Annotated in this window: 18 protein-coding genes; 4 read left to right on the top strand and 14 right to left on the bottom strand. The window is 56.9% G+C overall.

Going from position 1 to position 18,003, the window contains the following annotated elements:
• Nucleotides 1–2 precede the first annotated feature (2 nt).
• The 6 genes from ES815_RS20610 to ES815_RS20585 all read right to left on the bottom strand — a co-directional run bounded on the left by ES815_RS20610 (nt 3) and on the right by ES815_RS20585 (nt 7,354).
• The gene (locus ES815_RS20610) at nt 3–992 is read right to left on the bottom strand and encodes a putative FMN-dependent luciferase-like monooxygenase (protein ID WP_142489481.1); all 990 of its coding nucleotides are present in this window, start codon (nt 990–992) and stop codon (nt 3–5) included.
• Nucleotides 989–2,590 carry a dipeptide ABC transporter ATP-binding protein gene (locus tag ES815_RS20605; protein WP_142489480.1) on the bottom strand — a complete coding sequence of 534 codons (1,602 nt, stop codon included), beginning with the start codon at nt 2,588–2,590 and terminating at the stop codon, nt 989–991. The genes ES815_RS20610 and ES815_RS20605 overlap by 4 nt, the downstream gene beginning before the upstream one ends.
• Entirely contained in the window at nt 2,587–3,438 is an 852-nt protein-coding gene (locus tag ES815_RS20600) for an ABC transporter permease (protein WP_142489479.1), read from the bottom strand. The genes ES815_RS20605 and ES815_RS20600 overlap by 4 nt, the downstream gene beginning before the upstream one ends.
• Nucleotides 3,435–4,379 (bottom strand): ABC transporter permease, encoded by a 945-nt coding sequence (locus tag ES815_RS20595; RefSeq protein ID WP_142489478.1) that lies wholly within the window; start codon nt 4,377–4,379, stop codon nt 3,435–3,437. Before ES815_RS20595 ends, ES815_RS20600 begins: the two co-directional genes overlap by 4 nt.
• 10 nt (nt 4,380–4,389) lie before the next feature.
• Nucleotides 4,390–6,009: a TIGR04028 family ABC transporter substrate-binding protein gene (locus tag ES815_RS20590; protein WP_142489477.1), complete on the bottom strand. Its 1,620-nt coding sequence runs from the start codon at nt 6,007–6,009 to the stop codon at nt 4,390–4,392.
• A gap of 142 nt (nt 6,010–6,151) precedes the next feature.
• Nucleotides 6,152–7,354: an NAD(P)/FAD-dependent oxidoreductase gene (locus tag ES815_RS20585; RefSeq protein ID WP_142489476.1), complete on the bottom strand. Its 1,203-nt coding sequence runs from the start codon at nt 7,352–7,354 to the stop codon at nt 6,152–6,154.
• Nucleotides 7,355–7,553: 199 nt separating this feature from the next.
• On the opposite strand from ES815_RS20585, the gene ES815_RS20580 reads away from it, so the two are divergent.
• On the top strand, nt 7,554–8,060 hold the full coding sequence (locus tag ES815_RS20580) for an RrF2 family transcriptional regulator (RefSeq protein ID WP_142489475.1): 507 nt from the start codon (nt 7,554–7,556) through the stop codon (nt 8,058–8,060).
• Between the two features lie 99 nt (nt 8,061–8,159).
• Here ES815_RS20580 and adhP read toward each other — a convergent pair whose 3' ends face one another.
• Nucleotides 8,160–9,170, bottom strand: coding sequence for an alcohol dehydrogenase AdhP (gene adhP / locus ES815_RS20575; RefSeq protein WP_142489474.1), 1,011 nt, complete (start codon nt 9,168–9,170; stop codon nt 8,160–8,162).
• A gap of 274 nt (nt 9,171–9,444) precedes the next feature.
• Here adhP and ES815_RS20570 point away from each other — a divergent pair, with 274 nt between their 5' ends.
• The gene (locus ES815_RS20570) at nt 9,445–10,044 is read left to right on the top strand and encodes an inorganic diphosphatase (protein WP_059307925.1); all 600 of its coding nucleotides are present in this window, start codon (nt 9,445–9,447) and stop codon (nt 10,042–10,044) included.
• A 38-nt stretch (nt 10,045–10,082) separates the two neighbouring features.
• Here the strand turns inward: ES815_RS20570 and ES815_RS20565 are convergent, their stop codons facing one another.
• The 7 genes from ES815_RS20565 to ES815_RS23780 all read right to left on the bottom strand — a co-directional run bounded on the left by ES815_RS20565 (nt 10,083) and on the right by ES815_RS23780 (nt 16,259).
• On the bottom strand, nt 10,083–11,789 hold the full coding sequence (locus ES815_RS20565; RefSeq protein WP_142489473.1) for an ABC-F family ATP-binding cassette domain-containing protein: 1,707 nt from the start codon (nt 11,787–11,789) through the stop codon (nt 10,083–10,085).
• 359 nt (nt 11,790–12,148) lie between these two features.
• Nucleotides 12,149–13,357 (bottom strand): His-Xaa-Ser system radical SAM maturase HxsC, encoded by a 1,209-nt coding sequence (gene hxsC / locus ES815_RS20560; protein WP_142489472.1) that lies wholly within the window; start codon nt 13,355–13,357, stop codon nt 12,149–12,151.
• Nucleotides 13,354–14,811: a His-Xaa-Ser system radical SAM maturase HxsB gene (hxsB, locus tag ES815_RS20555; protein WP_142489471.1), complete on the bottom strand. Its 1,458-nt coding sequence runs from the start codon at nt 14,809–14,811 to the stop codon at nt 13,354–13,356. The genes hxsC and hxsB overlap by 4 nt, the downstream gene beginning before the upstream one ends.
• On the bottom strand, nt 14,801–15,025 hold the full coding sequence (locus ES815_RS20550; RefSeq protein WP_142489470.1) for a hypothetical protein: 225 nt from the start codon (nt 15,023–15,025) through the stop codon (nt 14,801–14,803). The genes hxsB and ES815_RS20550 overlap by 11 nt, the downstream gene beginning before the upstream one ends.
• 4 nt (nt 15,026–15,029) lie before the next feature.
• Entirely contained in the window at nt 15,030–15,413 is a 384-nt protein-coding gene (gene hxsD, locus ES815_RS20545; protein ID WP_185902357.1) for a His-Xaa-Ser system protein HxsD, read from the bottom strand.
• A 46-nt stretch (nt 15,414–15,459) separates the two neighbouring features.
• On the bottom strand, nt 15,460–15,777 hold the full coding sequence (locus tag ES815_RS20540; protein ID WP_142489468.1) for a hypothetical protein: 318 nt from the start codon (nt 15,775–15,777) through the stop codon (nt 15,460–15,462).
• Nucleotides 15,778–16,115: 338 nt separating this feature from the next.
• Nucleotides 16,116–16,259, bottom strand: coding sequence for a hypothetical protein (locus ES815_RS23780; RefSeq protein ID WP_185902356.1), 144 nt, complete (start codon nt 16,257–16,259; stop codon nt 16,116–16,118).
• A 149-nt stretch (nt 16,260–16,408) separates the two neighbouring features.
• Between ES815_RS23780 and ES815_RS20535 the strand changes: the two genes are divergently transcribed.
• Together ES815_RS20535 and yajD are read left to right on the top strand one after the other, a co-directional pair.
• Nucleotides 16,409–17,599: an MFS transporter gene (locus ES815_RS20535; protein ID WP_221888528.1), complete on the top strand. Its 1,191-nt coding sequence runs from the start codon at nt 16,409–16,411 to the stop codon at nt 17,597–17,599.
• Nucleotides 17,600–17,652: 53 nt separating this feature from the next.
• Complete coding sequence (gene yajD, locus ES815_RS20530; RefSeq protein WP_106992874.1) at nt 17,653–18,000, top strand: HNH nuclease YajD; 348 nt, start codon at nt 17,653–17,655, stop codon at nt 17,998–18,000.
• Nucleotides 18,001–18,003: the final 3 nt, after the last annotated feature.

Raw genomic sequence — 18,003 nt, 5'->3', positions numbered from 1 at the left:
CCTTATAAAAGATGAGGGGCGATCTGCTCTGCGATTAACTCAATTGAACGTAAAGTGTCCTGATGCGACGGCTCAACCGAATGCACCTGGAATGAAATGTCGGTAGCGCGCGCCAGGACCGAATCCTGCGCCAGCGAGGCGAGGACCGTCTGCGGCGCGCCGATATGGGCATCGAACTGGCGAACGTGATCCGTGACGGTGTCACCGATCAGGGCGTGCCCGGCAGCCTGATGCTGCTGCGCCTGACGGGTCAGACCCGGTTCGGCCACCTTCAGCGCATATGCATCGCTGTCGGCGACAAATGCGGTACGCGAAGCCAGAATGCGCGGGGCCACGCCGGACGGCAGGGCGTCAAGATAGGCGTCGATAATCGGGTTCTGGATCGCATCCAGCGGCAACAGAAGATTGTCCGCCGGGCGCGGCTGGGTGCGGGAGAGCATCAGCCCGTGGCCCTGCTGCGCGGCACGCACCGCCCCCTCGACTGAAAAAGTCGCGATCCACACCCGCTCCGTCAGTCCTGGGGCGGGCGGATAGAGATGGTTATCGGGATGGGTCAGCGAATCCCCGCGCCAGGCGCTGTGGATCAGGTGCAGGTGATCGGCGAAGGTCGCCGCCCGTTCGTTAATGGTCAGCCCGAACGGCAAAAACGAGGTCGGCGTGCCGCCGGAACCAAACCCCACCTCCAGCCGTCCGTCGGATAAGAGGTCCAGCACCGCCGTGTCCTCCGCTACCCGCAGCGGGTTCTCCAGCGGCAGGGTGATAATGGCCGTGCCGAGGCGAATGCGGGTGGTGAACGCCGCCACATGGGCGAGGAACACCAGCGGCGACGGCAGGCCGCCCTCATGCTCGTGGAAGTGGTGCTGCGCGATCCATGCCGTGTCAAAACCGTAGCGTTCGGCATGGCGGATCTGCTCTGTTGCCAGGCGATAGCGTTCCAGGGCTGGCGCATCGTCCAGCAGGCGGGTGAAGAAACCCAGGCGTTTACGCGTCATGCGTACTCCTTCTGTGAAAAGTGGGGAATGGCGTCGATCAGCTCGCGGGTGTAGTCGTTTTGCGGCGAGGCGAACAGCGACTCGACTGCGCCATGCTCAACGACCTGACCGCTGCGCAGCACGGTAACGCTGTGGGCAATGCGCCGCACCGTCGCCAGATCGTGAGTGATAAACAGATAGGTCAGGCCCAGCTGCTGTTGCAGCTGCTGGAGCAGGGCGAGGATCTGCGCCTGCACGGTGACGTCCAGCGCCGAAGTGGCCTCGTCCAGCACCAGAATGGTCGGCTCGAGGATCAGGGCCCGGGCAATGGCCACGCGCTGCCGCTGTCCGCCCGAGAGTTCCCGCGCGGTGCGGGTTAACAGCTCCGGCGGCAACGCCACCCGCCGGGTGACGCTCTCCACCCGGGCGGCGCGTTCGGCCTTGCTGACCGGAGCGAAATTCTTCAGCGGCTCTTCGATGATCTCAAACAGCGTCTGGCGCGGATCCAGCGAGGCAAAGGGGTTCTGGTAAACGAACTGGATCTTCTGCCGCAGCTGGCGACGCGCTTCATGGCTCAGGGTGGTGGCGTCGATATCATCGATAATCACCTGGCCGCTGTCGGCCTGCTCAAAGCCCAGCAGAATACGGGCTAGGGTGGTTTTACCCGAGCCCGACTCGCCAACCAGCGCGTGGGTGCTGCCGCGCAGAACGGCAAAGCTAACCCCATCCAGAGCCTGCAACTGATGGCCTTTGCCCAGCGCAAAGCGTTTGCTGATCCCCTCGGCGCGAATAGCCGGAGAGGCCAGCGGACGACCCGATACCGGGGCGATAGTTAACCGCTGTCCGTTCAGATCGCTCAGCAGCTGGCGGGTGTAGGCGTGCTGCGGGGCCCGTACCACGTCGGCGGTGGCACCATGCTCCTGCACCTCGCCGTTACGGAACACCAGCAGCCGGTCGGCCCGCTGGGCCGCCAGGGCCAGGTCGTGGGTGACGAACAGCACCGCGGTGCCGGATTCGCGGCGCAGCACGTCCAGCAGATCGAGAATGCGTTTCTGCACCGTCACGTCCAGCGCGCTGGTGGGCTCATCGGCGATGATGACGTCCGGGCGCAGGGCGATAGCGATAGCAATCAATACCCGCTGCTTCATGCCGCCGGAAAGCTGATGCGGAAACTGCTTCATCCGCTGCTCCGGGTGGCTGAGGCCCACTTTAGTCAGCAGGGCCAGCACCTGATTATCGCACTCGGCCTTACCGATCTTCTGATGCAGACGCAGGATTTCACCCACCTGTGCGCCAACAGTTTTTACCGGATTGAGGGAGTTACCCGGATCCTGCGGCACCAGGCTGATGCGCGCGCCGCGCAGGCTGTCGAGCCGCTTCGCCGACCACTGGCTGAGATCTTCCCCGTTCAGACGGATGCTGCCAGCGTCGCGGCGGGCGTTGTCCGCCAGCAGGCCAATGATCGCCTGGGCAGTGGTGGTTTTCCCGGAGCCGGACTCGCCGACAAAGGCCAGCAACTCGCCGCGCCCGAGGGTAAAGCTGACATTATGTACCACCTCGCGCCACTCCCGCCCCGTGCGGTAGCTGAGGGTCAGGTTTTCAACAGATAATACGGTCATGAACGGCCTCCGCTTAACTGACGGCTGATACGGTTGGTCGCCAGCACCACGGCAATGACCACCAGGCCGGGGAAGGTGGTTAACCACCAGGCGGTTGAGAGATAGTTACGTCCTTCGGCAATCAGCAAGCCCCATTCCGGGATCGGCGGCGGGGTGCCGTAGCCCAGGAAGCTAAGGGTCGAGAGGGCCAGGATCGCCTGACCAAACTGCAACGTGGCAAAGGCCAGCACCGCGGTTAGCGAATTGGGCAGAATGTGGCGCCACAGCACCGTCCAGAAGGTGCCGCCGCTGCCAAACGCCGCTTCGACATAATCGCTATGGCGAATGCGCACCACTTCACCGCGCGCCAGGCGGGCAAAGCTTGCGATCGACGCCACCCCAACGGCAATGGCGGCATTCACCGTGCCAAAGCCCAGAAGAATGATTACCGTCAGCGACAGCAGCAGCGAGGGGATGGCGAGCAGAACGTCCACCAGCCGCATCAGCACTGACTCCACCCGTCCGGCAAAGGCCCCGGCAATCACGCCGATGGCGGTGCCAATAAACAGCCCCATCGCCACCGCCACCAGCGCGGCGCTCAGGGAGTGCGAGGCGCCATAGATGATGCGGGTATAAACATCGCGACCCAGCTGGTCGGTACCGAGCCAGTAGTCAGCCTGGGGTGCCAGCCGCTGCGCCCCGGCAATGCCTTCAATCGGGCTGTAGTGGGTAAACAGCCCCGGCGCGATGGCCGCCAGGGCGGCAGCGGCAATAATGGCGTACGCCAGCCACAGTCCAGGCTGCCAGCGCCATCCGCGCCAGGCCGGGATGCGCTTGCGCGCCGCAGCAGCATAATCAACAAGGCTCATGCAGCACCTCCGGTAACGGTTTGCAGGCGGGGATCGAACAGCGGCATCAGCAGATCCACCAGCAGGTTAATCAGCACAAAGCCGAGGGCGGAAATCATCACCACCGCATGTAGCACGGCGATATCCTGGTTGTTCACCGCCTGCTGGGTCAGCAGCCCCAGCCCGCTGCGGCCGAACACGGTTTCGGTGATCAGCGCCCCGGCAATCAGTTCGCCCAGCAGCAGCCCGGCGATGTTCAGCACCGGCAGCAGGGCATTGCCCGTGACGTGCCGCCAGAGGACCGCGGTTTCACTCAGCCCTTTGGCCCGCGCCACGGCAACGAACGGCTGGGCGGCCACCTGATCCAGACTGCGCATCAGGATCTGCGCCAGCGGGGCGGAGATGGGAATGGCGACGGTGACAATCGGCAGGATCAGCCCCTGCAGCGGGGTCGGGTTAATCACCGGGATCAGCCGCAGCTGGAACGAGAACAGCTGAATCAGGGCAATCCCCAGCCAGAAGGTCGGCAGGGAGATAAACAACACCGGCAGGGACTGAATGGCGTTGCTTAACCAGCGCAGCCCCGGCAGGCGCGAGGCCAGCGCCAGGGAGAAGGCCAGCACCACCGCCAGCGCAAAGGCGGGCAACGCCAGGCTTAAGGTGTCCGGCAGATTAGTGGCAATCAGCTCGCTCACCGCCACGCCCGCCTGCACCGAGAAGCCAAAATCGCCGCGCAGCATCGCCCCGAGGGTGTGCTGATACTGTTGCCACAGCGGGGTGTCGGCCCCGTAGGCGATGCGCATCTCTTCGATTTGCGCCGGGCTCAGACCGAGATCCGGGTTCTGGAACTTGATCAGCACCGCATCCCCCGGCAGTACCTGAAGCAGCACAAACGACAGGGTGAACGCCGCCCATAACACCAGCAGCCCCAGCCCGGCCCGTCGCAGCAGATAGTGACTCATCGTCGACTCCTTAATGTTTCTCGATCCAGGCGCCGTAGAACGACGGGCGACCGACCGCTTCAAAACTCACTCCTTTCAACCAGGGCGCACCGGCAAACACCTGCGGCTCTTCGAAGATTGGGATCACGTAGGCGTTATCCAGCAGATAGCGCTGGGCATCGCCGGTAAGCTGGAGGCGTTTCTGCGGGTCCACTTCGGCGGAGATATTCACCAGCAGCTCGTTGAGCTTGTCGTCGCGGAAGCTGTTCACCTTGTCGCTGGAGCCGCCTTTTTGCAGTAGGGCGTCGCGGTTATTCGGGTAGAACATGCTCTTCACCACGTCCGGGTCGGCGCGGCCCACTTCCGAGACGGTGAGTGGGGTCTTCAGCGGGTCGAGGTTGTCGAGAACGTGGCTTCCGGCATCACCGGCCTTCACGTTGAGGGCGACGCCCACCTGACGCCACTGCTGGGCCACCAGCTGCAATACCTCTTTATTCTGCGGCTGCGGCAGGGATTCATAGATAGTCAGGGCCAGACGCTGGCCGTCTTTGGCGCGGATGCCGTCGCTGCCCGCTTTCCAGCCCGCCTCATCCAGCAGGCTGCTGGCTTTGGCCGGGTCGAAGGTCAGCTTGTCGCTGAGATCGACATAGCCCGCGGCGGAGTCGGCTATGACCGATTTGGCCTGCGGATAGTTAGGCGAGAACAGGGTCTCAACCACCTGCTTCGCGTTGGTGGCGTGCAGCAGCGCCTGGCGCACCCGGATGTCGGCTACCAGCGGATTATCCGGGCGGAAGCTGATGCTGTCGTTTACCCCGCGGGTGGGGGCGGCGTAGATGTGGTATCCCTGATCGGTGGCCTGTTTTTCGTCATAGGCCTGCACCTGGCGGATAAAGTCGGCCTGTCCGGCCAGCAGTGCGCCGACGCGAACACTGTCCTCCGGGGTCACCAGATAGGTGATGCCGTCCAGGTTCGCCGGGCCCTGTTGGGCGAGGTTTTTCGGGCCCCAGGCGTAGTCTTTCCGCGCCTGAAGGTTCACCTCCCGGCCCAGTTTTTCGTCTTTCACCACGAACGGACCGGAACCGATGATATGTCGGGCATCACCCAACTCTTCAAAGTTACGTTGTAACGTGCTCAGGGAGACCAGACCCGAGCCGATAGTAGCGGTGCCCTGCAGGAAGCCCGGGGACGGCTTTTTGAAGTAGAACTTCACGGTCTGCGGATCGATCACTTCGCTGCGGTCGTAGTTGTTGATCACTTCCGATACCGGCAGGCGCTGGGCCTTGTTGCCTTTGCCGTAGGTATCAAAGTTCTTCGCCACTGCGTTCGCGTCCAGCGGTGTGCCGTCGGAGAAGGTCACGCCGGGGCGGAGCTTAAAGGTGTATTCGGTTTTATCGGCATTGGTGCTCCAGCTCTCGGCGATCCACGGCTCCACTTCCAGGGTCTTAGGGTTCTGCCAGGTGAGTTTGTCGGTGATCTGGTTCAGGATCCCGCCGTTGGGGTAAAACCCGCCCGCCGGGGGATAGAGATTGGTGTGAGCCTGTTGCTCCAGATAGACCAGCGTGCCGCCTTTAACCGGGGTATCGGCAGCATACGCCGCCGTCGTCGCAAGAATGAGCGCCGTCAACAGCGGCAGGCAAAATGGGGTTTGCATGGTGAATTCCTTATGTTTTTTCTTGTTAGCGTCGAATGCATCTTCGGGCGGGGCAGAAAAGAAAGGAACCAAGGAATTGAGCTAAGGATTTGCGGAAAATGGCAATAAAAAACCGCGCCGGCGGGGGCGCGGTGAGTCGTCTCTAGACAAATTTCGCCAGCGGATCGGCGGCGGCAAAGGCCATGGCGCGGTCTGCTGCGGGCGGGTAGATCAGTTCGTTGGTGATGGCGATTTTGATTTTCTTCGCCTCGTCGCGCACGCATTTCACTTTCTGGTCCCACCCCTCGCTGTAGACCGCGCCCCAGCCGCCCAGATCGAGACAGGTGACATAGTTCACCTGACGATAGGGATAGGGGGCCACGTCCAGCAGGCTGGCGGCGGCGTTGTGCCCGGCAAACTTGCCCAACTGGATGGCGTGTTGGCAGGTCATTAGCGCCGTGTTGCCGAGATCGTCGGTACGGGCATGGGCCATATCTCCGGTGGCATAGACCTCTGGATGGGCAGGTACCTGCAGGCTCTCGTTGACGATTAAGCGTCCCTGGCCGTCGCGTTCGCCCGCAATCTGCTGGCTGAGGGGATGCGCTTCCACGCCTGCCGTCCAGACGACGGTGGCGGCAGCGATGCGCTCGCCGTTTTTCAGCGTTACGCCTGTATCATCAATAGCTTTGATCTCACTGTTTAGCCGCCACTCCACGCCCAGTTCATTGCTCGCTTCTTCAATTGTATTGCGCAGCTCTTCACTGTAACGCCCGCCAATTACTGCGCCGCGCTCAACTACGATAATTTTAGTCTGCGTATTTTCGCCGAAACGGGCCCGCAGACGGGCAGGGAGTTCGGTCGCCAGTTCAATGCCGGTAAAACCGCCTCCGCACACTACCAGGGTGTTGCGTTCCGGCGTAGAAGGGCGTAGGGCCAGTGAATCGAGGTGATTTTCAAAAATCTGTGCGGATTCCAGCTGGTCGATATCAAACGCAAATTCGGCCAGACCGGCAATGGCAGGGCGTCGGGTCTGGCTGCCGGTCGCCACGATCAGACGGTCGTAAGCGGCCAGCGTCACGTTGCCCTGGCTGTCGCGATACCAGACACTTTTCTGCTTCGTATCAATACGTTCAGCGGATCCAGCAATAAAGTGAATGTTCAACTCAGCAAAAAGTTCGCTTAACGGGGCAGCAAAGCCCGCGACCTGCTCTTCATAAAAGCGCGGACGGATCCGCAGCTCCGGACGGGGCGCCAGGACGCTGATCTGCAGGTCGTCACGGCCCGTAACATCGGCCAGGCGCGCGGCGCTTACCGCAGCCCACATTCCCGCAAAACCGCTGCCCACAATTAAAATTTGCTTCTTCATCTTCGATCCTTTTTCTTATCAGACCCCGTGGCCGACGTGACTACAACTATACTTGTCGGAGTTAACTGCGACAACATCTTTCTGAGTTAAATAGCCGTGCACCGTAAAAACAGAGGGTTAGATGAAGAGAGGATTGTGACTGTCTTTCTTTTACGAAACGCGGCTATAATGACCCGGAATAATAACTTCGGAGTTAAGCATGGCTTTTTACAGTTCCGGCGTGGAGTACGGCATTCATAGCCTGATGACCATGGTGGATGCGAAAGGGAACGACTGCGAGATGAGCGTCAGGGAGATGGCAGCGCTACAGGGCGTGCCTTACGACTATCTGGGCAAGATTTTCACGCGTCTGTCGCGCGCCGGGCTGGTGAGCAGCACTGAAGGAAAGGGCGGCGGTTTTCGGCTGGCGCGGCCTGCGGAACTGATCACCGTGCTGGATGTGGCCCACGCCATTGATGGCGAGAAAAATACGTTTGAGTGTCGTGAAGTGCGTCAGCGGCTGGCGGTGTTCGACGAAACGCCTCCGGCCTGGGTCTGCGACGGACCGTGCGGCGTGCGCTCGGTGATGGACAGCGCCCAGCAGCGGATGGAAGAGGAGCTGGCGCGGCATACCATTCTCGACCTGGCGCGCAAAATGTACCGTAAGGCACCGGATACTTTTCAGATTGAGGTGCAGGAGTGGATTGCGGATCGGCGGAATTCGTAGGCCCGGCAAGCGTAGCGCCGCCGGGCATGCAGTGTTACAGGGGAGTGCGGCCCGTTCCCCCTCATCCTGACCCTCTCCCTCAAGAGAGAGGGAACAAGATTACGAACGGAAATCAATCACCATACGGCCGCGGATCTGGCCTTGCTCCATCTCTTTGAAGATGGCGTTGATATCGCCCAGCGGACGCAGCGCCACTTTCGGCACAACCTTGCCTTCGGCGGCAAACTGGAAGGCTTCGGCCAGATCCTGGCGGGTGCCGACCAGCGAGCCCACGACCTGAATGCCATCCAGCACCAGACGCGGAATATCGAGACTCATCGCCTCAGGCGGCAGACCGACCGCCACCACCCGGCCACCGGCACGAACCGCATCCACTGCCGAGTTAAAGGCCACTTTCGCCACTGCCGTCACTACCGCAGCGTGGGCGCCGCCGGTTTTTTCCTGAATGAATTTAGCGGCATCGTCGCTGCGGGAGTTGACGACCAGATCGGCGCCCATGCTGGTCGCCAGCTTCAGCTGCTCATCGTTAACGTCAACAGCGATCACTTTGGCGTTGAAAACGTTTTTGGCATATTGCAATGCCAGGTTACCCAGCCCGCCCAGGCCATAAATTGCAATCCACTGGCCGGGTTTGATCTCTGACACTTTCACCGCTTTATAGGTGGTCACCCCGGCGCAGGTAATGCTGCTGGCGGCGGCGGACTCCAGCCCGTCCGGCACTTTTACCGCATAATCGGCGGTAACGATGCACTCTTCTGCCATTCCGCCGTCCACGGAGTACCCGGCGTTTTTTACGGTACGGCACAGGGTTTCATTGCCGGAGTTACAGTATTCGCAGTGGCCGCAGCCTTCGAAGAACCACGCCACGCTTGCGCGATCGCCCGGTTTCAGCGAGGTGACGCCCGGACCGACTTCCTTAACCACGCCAATGCCTTCATGGCCGAGGATCACCCCGGTTTTATCGCCAAAATCGCCGTTTTTAACGTGAAGATCGGTGTGGCAGACGCCACAGCACTCCATCTTCAGCAGCGCTTCGCCGTGCTTCAGCGGGCGCAGGGTTTTCTCGGTCACTTCTACCTGATGGTCTTTAGTCACGACAGCAGCTTTCATATGTTTCTCCATTTTCATAATGAGGATCTGCGGGGCAGGTATGGCGTCCAACAGCGCGACATACTCCTTAAGGATTAATTTTTTTAATGATTGAGGCAAGGGCTGTGAAACATAATGTCATCATTTAACGCAGATTTATCGGAACGGCGATAGCGGATGCTGTAATAGCCATAATGAATGCATGGTAAATATTTCTGCAGTAAATCTGTCATGTTTCTGACATTTCGAAACCGTAAGGTGTGGTCTTCTTAAAAACCGAAGAGTTAACAAGACAATGCATCTGGTAAAAAAACTTCTCGCAGTGAGCGTCCTCCTGTCAGCTTCTGTGCAGGCACAAAATATTCTCGAATTCCCACAGCCTGATAATAATCCGGAAGAGTTTTACGCCGTCACCGAAATTCCGGCCGGCGGGATTATTAAGTATGAAACGGATGCCAAAACGGGCTTTATCGTGGCCGACCGCTTCCAGTCGATGCCGGTGGCCTACCCGGCAAACTACGGCTCGCTGACCCAATCCCTGGCGGGCGATGGCGATCCGCTGGACGTGATCTTCTATACCCGCGCGCCGATGGCCCCGGGTACCCTGATTAAACTGCGCGCCATTGGCGTGCTGAAGATGATCGACGGCGGCGAGAAAGACGACAAAATTGTCGCCGTACCGGCCAGCAAAATTGACCCAACCTATGACGATATCAAAGAGTTGAGCGATCTGCCGAAGATTGAGCAGCAGCGTCTTGAGTCGTTCTTCCGCGTCTACAAACAGCTGCCGGAAGGGCGCAAGTCGGTGGAGCTGAACGGCTTTAACGATGCCGCCACCGCGAAGCAGGAAATTAAACAGGCATGGGATGCCTGGAAAACGAATCAGCCGAAGTAAAAAAATGGCCCGGCGGCGGCTACCCGCCGGGCGATTTCCTACAGCTGCGCCGTCAGCGCGTCAATCTCCTCCTGCCACTGTGCCTGAAGCTGCGGCTTCTGATGTTTAGGCTTACGCAGCCGATCTTCTTCCAGCAACGTCTCAAGCATAATCAACCGTTCCAGCAGATCGTCATGTGCCTCTGGTTCATCTTGCTGTGCGGTCCGAACCGGCACGGCACTGACCCCGTTGCCGTCACGCAGTCGGGCAAACACCGCGTCGGCATCATGCCATTCGCTGAGTTGACCATTTTCAATCAGCCAGAAGCGGTTACAGCTCTGGCTGATTAACTGCCGGTCATGGCTGACCAGCAGCACACCACCCTCGAACTGTTGCAGCGTTTCTGCCAGGGCCTCTTTACCTTCCATATCCAGATGGTTGGTCGGCTCATCGAGCATCAGCAGGCTGAAGCGGGCCAGGGTCAAGCCAATAAACAGCAGCCGCGAACGCTCCCCGCCGCTAAGCGTACTGACCTTTTGCCCGTGCCGCGCCCAGGCGAATCCGGCGGAGATCAGCGCCATCTTGCGATCCTGAGGATTGGAGGCGAACGGTTCCAGAGCGTCGATCAGCGTGGCGTCGTCCGCCAGCTGATGCAGGGTCTGGTCGTAATACCCCGTGGCTACGCGCGGATGGATCTTCAGCCCGGCATGCATTTCGCTGGCAATAAACTGCTGCCAGATAAGCCGCATCAGGGAGGATTTTCCGCAGCCGTTGCGCCCGACAATCGCCACCCGATCGCCGCTTTTGAGACGGACGTTTTCTACTGAGAATAACGCCGGCAGGCCAGGCGCAGGCGCAACGCCGAGGGCGTCGATCTCCAGTAGCCGATCGGCACGCAGCGCATCGCCGCGTAGGGTTAGAGTCCATGGGCTGCCGGTTGTCAGCGTCGTCTGGCTCTCCTTCAGGCGCTCGACCTGACGTTCCATCTGTTTGGCCTTGCGGGCCAGATCCTCGTTATCGTAGACCTTGCCCCAGGTCGCCAGCCGTTTTGCGCTGGCGGTGACCCGGTCGATCTCCTTTTGCTCGGCTTTATGGCGCAGGGCATCGCTTTCGTCTTTCTCCACCAGCGCCTGACGTGCGCGGGTGCAGGGAAGGGCGAAGTAGTGCAGCGTTTTGTCGCGCAGGATCCAGCTGCCGTTGGTGACGGCATCTAATAGCTGTCTGTCGTGCGACACCAGCACAAAGCTGCCGGACCAGTTTTGCAGGAACTGCTCCAGCCACAACAGCGTCGGCAGGTCGAGGTGGTTGCTGGGTTCATCCAGCAGCAACAGATCCGGCTCATTAATCAGCGCCCGCGCCAGCAGCAGTCGGGTGTGCTGTCCGCCGCTGAGGGTGGCCGATTGCAGGGCGGTGTCCTGCGGTGTAAAGCCCATACCTGCCAGCAGGGTTTCCGCCCGCCAGCGCAGGCTTTCACGTTCGGCCACCGGCAGCTGCGCCAGCACTGCATCAATCATGGTCAGCGGATAAACAGATTCAGGCAGATGCTGCTCGACCCGTGCCATCAGGCAGTGCCCGGCCAGCGCCACCGTCCCGGAAAGGGGTGCGTCTGTGCCGTCGAGGATCTTCAGCAGGGTACTTTTGCCGCAGCCGTTATCGCCCAGCAGACCAATGCGGTCGCCTTTTTTCAGGCTAAAGGTGAGGTCGTTGAACAGCGTGTCAAAGGCAGTATCAACACGGAGAGAAAGTGCAGTCAGTAATGTGCTCATTTGCTTACTCAAGAGTTACAGGCATAAAAATGCCTCGTCATACATCGCTGACGATAACCCGGTAAGCCCGAGAGAAGGGATTCAGTCTTAGGTGTCTTCGCTCAAGCCGAAGTTATCGCAGCACGAAACCGATAACGCTTGAGCAGGTGCGATCACCAAGGTGAAGTGAAATATCAAAGATTTCACAGCACAGCATAATTAGCCTCCTTTTATATTCAGTAGGTTGATGGATGAAGGGAGTGTAGCGGGGAAAGTTACGTCCGGCAAGGCTGCGCAGTTTTCGCTGCGCTTGCCCGGCCTGTGTTCGGTGATGCTGTTGAAAGCCGGGCAGTCCAGCGAAAGCAAGGCGCCGCTATGATTTACTCCGCAACAAAGGGACGAATATGTCTGGAAAGCCAAAATTTCTCCGTTGACGAACTGAAGAAACCACAGCAACTCTCACGTTTAATACAGGACATACAGACAGGGTCCCAGCTATTTTTAAAGTCGCTGATACTTTGTTTGCAGCAAGCGTGAGTATCCGGATTAACCACACACAGTGGCAGGTTAAAAATCCGCACATCGATACCGTACAGCTGAAAAATCTCGATTGCCGCAGAGAGTTCATCTTTATAGTCCCATGGGTCGACGAATACCGCTTCACGGTTAAGCTTCGCAAAGCCCATATTCTCCATTCCCATCAGCGCAACATGTTTCACAAAGAAAAGATTCCGGGAGATAAATTCGGCCAGCGCTTTAAGATACGGCACCGTGACTTTGGTCAGCACGACACGCAGTTCGATATTGATCCCGTGTTTATAGCAATTTAACAGGCCAGCCATGGTCTGATTAAACGCGCCTTCAGCCTGAACGACATAATCATGTAACTCTGAAACATGACCAAAAAGTGGGATTCCTGCGAGTAGCTGAGGTCCACCGACGTGAGCCAGGCGGGCGGTATAGTGCTCATTGGATAAATAGCGACCATTCGTAAGGAGATGAATTAACGTCTGCGGCGTTCTGTCAGAAATGCCCTCGACAATGCGAAGCAAACCCTCTTTAAGCATTGTGGGTTCTCCGCCTGTTATACACAGTGACGCTGGCAAATTTTCATCATCAATGAGATTGAGCGTGTGTAATATGCGTTGCTCAATGCCTTCATGATTAACCAATGATGGCGGTTTCGGCGGTTGCGGACACATAATGCAAAGGTTATTGCAGGTTTCTGTCACCAGAAAGGCGTTGTTTTGCGATTTGGCCCGGAAATAGCGGTGAATGCGGCCACGCTCGCTCACGCTGATAATATCGCCCTGGCTGAAAATGACATCGGGTGCAATAACGATCAGCGGAACCATGCTATGCAATTTAAGCTTTTCAAATCGAGGATCGGTACTTGAGCAAATTATCGCGCGTACATGATGCAATGAAGGGAGTGGTCCTTGAGTATGCGCTGGCAGAAAAAGAATAGTATCTGCCAGATTTGCCTGCGTATCGGTCACAACCTTGCCAAATAGCGGCGAGGCCAGATGCAAAACGCGCTCTGCCTGCACAGAAAGAAAAAGCGTGTCTTCAGTGTAAGGCGTGTTCATTTCAAACCCCACTGCATCAACAGGCGACGGGTTTCGTCGTCACCTTCAGTGAATCTTTTAATCACCATTGAAATAATGCCTCTGTTTTTTACACAGAAGTCATCTTTTCCCGGCTGCCCATATACCGAACCTGTGACCTGATATCTGCGAACAGGGTCGGCTCCGCAGTAAGGAGCAAAGGCACAATCTGAACATACTGGCAGGCAATCATTCACGCCTGCCGCTGCCAGCTCTTGCATCACGGGACCAAAGAAAAGCTCCTCGCAGCTGTTCTCAAAAATATTGCCCATTTTAAAGTGCTGGTCGCCCGTCTCCGCCATCATTCGGCTTTCATCACTTGGGTAGATATTTCCATCGTAGTTATAAAGGGTGACGCCAAAACCTGAGCCGCAAGGTGACTGGAGGTCGACAAATCCTGTTGCCCAGGGGGTCATGAGCTTTTTCATGATCAGGCTGGCATAGGATTCACGAAACGCGATTCCCTGGCGGTTGAGGAGAAGAATGTAATCGAGACAGGTCTCGTAAAAAGCTAAAAATTGCTCTGTGCTGTAGCCAATCTTATGAAAATACTTATGCGCAAAACCATAGGGATTGAGTTCACGGATGAAGATGCTGCGAAATCCCTGCTTTACATACTCGTCAATAATTTCATGCGGAATTTCGAGGCTTTGTCGCGTAGTGGTCATCAACGCGCTCACCTTATCAAAAGCGTTACGCGCTTTGATTTTATCAAGCGTTGCAATTAATGCGTTCCAGGCACCCGTATTGCCATATCTCCGGTTAGCATCGTGCAGGTGCTGAGGGCCATCCAGAGAGGTGCTGATTGAAAATTGATGTTCCAGTAGGAAAGCCAGATCCTCATCATTCAAGTCACACAGATTCGTGCAAACGACAAACTGGATATCCTTGCGACTCTTTTTCGCCTTCACGAGCGCAACAGCCTGCCTGATAAGCGGCATATTAAGGGTGGACTCGCCTCCCTGAAACTCCAGCGTGAGCTTGTCTGAGGGCATTGACAGAAACAGCTCTACGCTCTTTTCCATTACTGCCGGGCTCATATCAAAGCGTGCCTGATCGGATTGACAGCTTTTGCGTGAGGCCTGGCAGTAAACACAGGAGTTATTACAGCGCACGGTGAGTACGAAGATATGCAGCTGAGAGAAACTCTCGAGAAATGCTTTTTTCGTTCTGTATCGCGAAGCCAGTAAAGCAATCCGGTTAGCATCCGTCTGCTCACTGACGACATGTTTGGCTTTTAACTCATACCAGAGCGTTTCGTTTTCAATTTTCTCTTTTTTGGTCAGCGCAATAAGGTCTGGCTCGTCAAGACACATCCACTCGCCATAGTCTGTCGAAAGGAAATAGCGTCCACTTTCAAGCCGGCTAAACCGGAACGGAAGGAGTTGATACGTATCACGGGTAAATTTCGCAGGAGCATGAAATTTAACGTTCATTATTCATGACCTCCTGTATGCTTAACTCAAGGATATTATTGAGAAATGTATGGATGATAGCTGAGCTTTCTGTCAGATATTCTTCTTTGACGCTCAGGGTCAGGGACATGTCTTCGCCAGTCGAACACTCTACACGCATAAATTCCACAAATTGCTCTGTCATCGCAGAGAGTGCGGTACGGGTATAAAACCCGGCATCTAACGTTATTTTCATAAAATCACACGGCTGACGTGAGGATAGTGAGAGAATCGTTCTGCGATTCGTTCTCAATCAGTGAAACAGCGGGTGCGAAAGCTTTTTTGATAATTTCTTCATGCAGGGTCGCTGTTTCCTGATGAATTATCTGGCGCATCTGATTTTCATTTAGCGCTTGTAAAAAAAGTCTGACGCCAGCATTAATATTTTGCTCACTATTGTCATCTTTCTTGCTATAAAAACAGATGCCCGTGGTGTTATCCACAACTTTTACAACATGGATGTAATAATCATCCGTAAATGCATAACATGTTTTCATAATTGCTTCGCGGCTGTAAGTGTCTTTATCAAGCGATAGCAAAAAAAATTCACCCAATGCATTAGCACCGTGCACGACATTATTCATTGTTATTACCTTCTGGATTGGCCAGCTTTGCAGCTGGCCTCGAGTATTAGCACGTCGAACCCGGTGTGCAGGAGTAGTGGCTGGAATGGCTGGCATGACTGGAGTGGCTGTAATGTGCGGCAAATGCCTGCCCATCAAGAGACGGTTTCGCCATAATGATAGCCGTATTGGTCTGCTGTGCGGTTTGATTCACAGCGACTTGTGGTTGAGTCGCAGAAGCTGGCGTTCCGCTGCTGGTGGACGCCATCGCCGGCATACTCACACCTGCGATAACCCCTGCAACGATACTGGCAACAATAGGAGTGATGTTTTTATGAGTAAGTTCGTTGACGGAACCTTTTGTGACTTTTGGCAATGCTTTCATTTTTAATCCTTACCAAACTGAGAAGACAACAAAATTGTTATCCTGAATATAATAAATCACGGCTATATTTGGTTAATGTCATATTTGTGCGTGGCGTTTGATTTGAATCATGCGGATCGCAATAAGTAAAGTTTGCGTTAAGTGCTTTTCTTAACAACTGAAAACATATTTTAAACAAGCTTTTATTAAGCATGCAGTGCTGACGCGATTGAGAGGTATTACCGTAATGAAAATGCTTTAGATAAATTTATGGGAAGGGGACTGCTTAAAAGCAGAAGCGGTCGCCAGGATGAATTCAAATATCAAAATACAGCATAATTAGCCTGCTTTTATATTGATTAAATTAATGAGTCACAGGCCTGCGTCGAACACTCTTCCGCCTGTAACACCATCGGCGCCACCGTCAGCCCTGTGCGTCGGCGATCGCTCATCGGATCGACGAAGTGCGCGACGGGGCAAGGTGGGCCGTTGTGAAGTAGCATGCTGCCATCTGAGGGACGAAAGGGATAAGTCATTTGGTTGCATTTTAAAACCAATTAACCTAACCTCCTTTTAGTTTTGTTTTGAAACCAGATTGCCGGAGCTCAAAGGTATGCATGCGCAACGCACAACGTCGCCCGAGCAGGGAAATATGTCACGCAGTCTGGTATGGCTCTTCGCCATCGCCAGCGGCCTGAGCGTGGCGAATGTCTATTACGCGCAACCGCTGTTGGACGCCCTGGCGCGGGATTTTGCCATCAGCCAGGCCGCGGTCGGCGGTGTTATTACTGCCACGCAAATAGGCTGCGCGCTGGCGCTGCTGTTTCTGGTGCCGCTGGGCGACAGGGTGGATCGTCGCCGCCTGATGGCGATCCAAATGCTGGCTCTGACTATCGCCCTGGCGGCGGTAGGGATGGCGCAGTCCGCGCCGGTATTGCTGGCTGGCATGCTCGCCGTCGGGCTGCTCGGGACGGCGATGACCCAGGGGCTGATCGCCTATGCCGCCAGCGCCGCGGCCCCTCATGAACAGGGGCGGGTGGTGGGAACGGCGCAGGGCGGGGTTTTTATTGGGCTGCTGCTGGCGCGGGTCTTTGCCGGGGGCGTCAGCGATCTGACGGGCTGGCGCGGGGTCTATTTCTGTGCCGCGCTCCTGATGCTGGCGATTGCGATCCCGCTGTGGCGACGGCTGCCCGTCCTGCCTCCGGCTTCTCACGCGCTGACTTATCCCCGTCTGTTAGCCTCGATGCTGACGCTGCTGCGTCAGGAGAAGGCGTTACAGGTGAGGGGCATGCTGGCGCTGCTGATGTTCGCCGTCTTTAACATCTTCTGGAGCGCGTTGGTGCTGCCCCTGAGCGCGCCGCCTTATAGCTTCTCGCACACAATGATTGGCGCGTTCGGGCTCGCGGGCGTGGTCGGCGCGCTGGCTGCATCGCGTGCCGGTCAGTGGGCGGATCGGGGATATGCCGGGCGCACCAGCGGAATGGCGCTTCTGACGCTGCTGCTGGCCTGGTGGCCGCTGTCGCTGATGGATATGTCACTCTGGGCGCTGGCGATCGGTATCGTGCTGCTGGATCTGGGCGGCCAGGCGCTACACGTCACTAATCAGAGCCTGATATTTCGCACCCGCCCGGATGCCCATAGCCGGCTGGTGGGGCTTTATATGCTTTTTTATGCCGTCGGTAGCGGGCTGGGCGCGATCGGTACCACCCTTACGTATGCCCATTTCGGCTGGCAGGGAGTGTGTTTGCTGGGGGCGATGGTCAGTTTGCTGGCACTGGCGTTCTGGTGGCTGACGCAGCGCCAGCTCACAGAAACGATGGACTGCGGCAGTGAACGCAGGTGAATTCCCGGCCGTACTGGCGTAAAATTAGTTTTTTGTCACAGGTAATCTCAGCAATGGCTCTGATCCCCAAAAACTACGCGCGGCTGGAAAGCGGCTATCGCGAAAAAGCACTTAAAATCTATCCCTGGGTATGTGGGCGCTGCTCGCGGGAGTTTGTTTATTCAAACCTGCGTGAATTAACGGTCCATCATATCGATCACGACCACACCAATAACCCGGAAGATGGCAGTAACTGGGAGTTGTTGTGTCTGTTTTGTCACGATCACGAGCATTCTAAATATACGGAAGCGGATCTGTACGGCACTACCGTGGTAGCGGGTGAGGACGCGCAAAAAGACGTAGGCGCGGCAACCTATAATCCGTTTGCCGATTTACAGGCGATGCTGAATAAGAAGAAGTAGATC

Origin of the sequence: Leclercia adecarboxylata, from assembly GCF_006874705.1 — a bacterium.
Classification (GTDB): domain Bacteria; phylum Pseudomonadota; class Gammaproteobacteria; order Enterobacterales; family Enterobacteriaceae; genus Enterobacter; species Enterobacter adecarboxylatus_C.
Note: the sequence above shows the minus strand (reverse complement) of the source record. Positions and strands in the feature narration are given on the sequence as shown.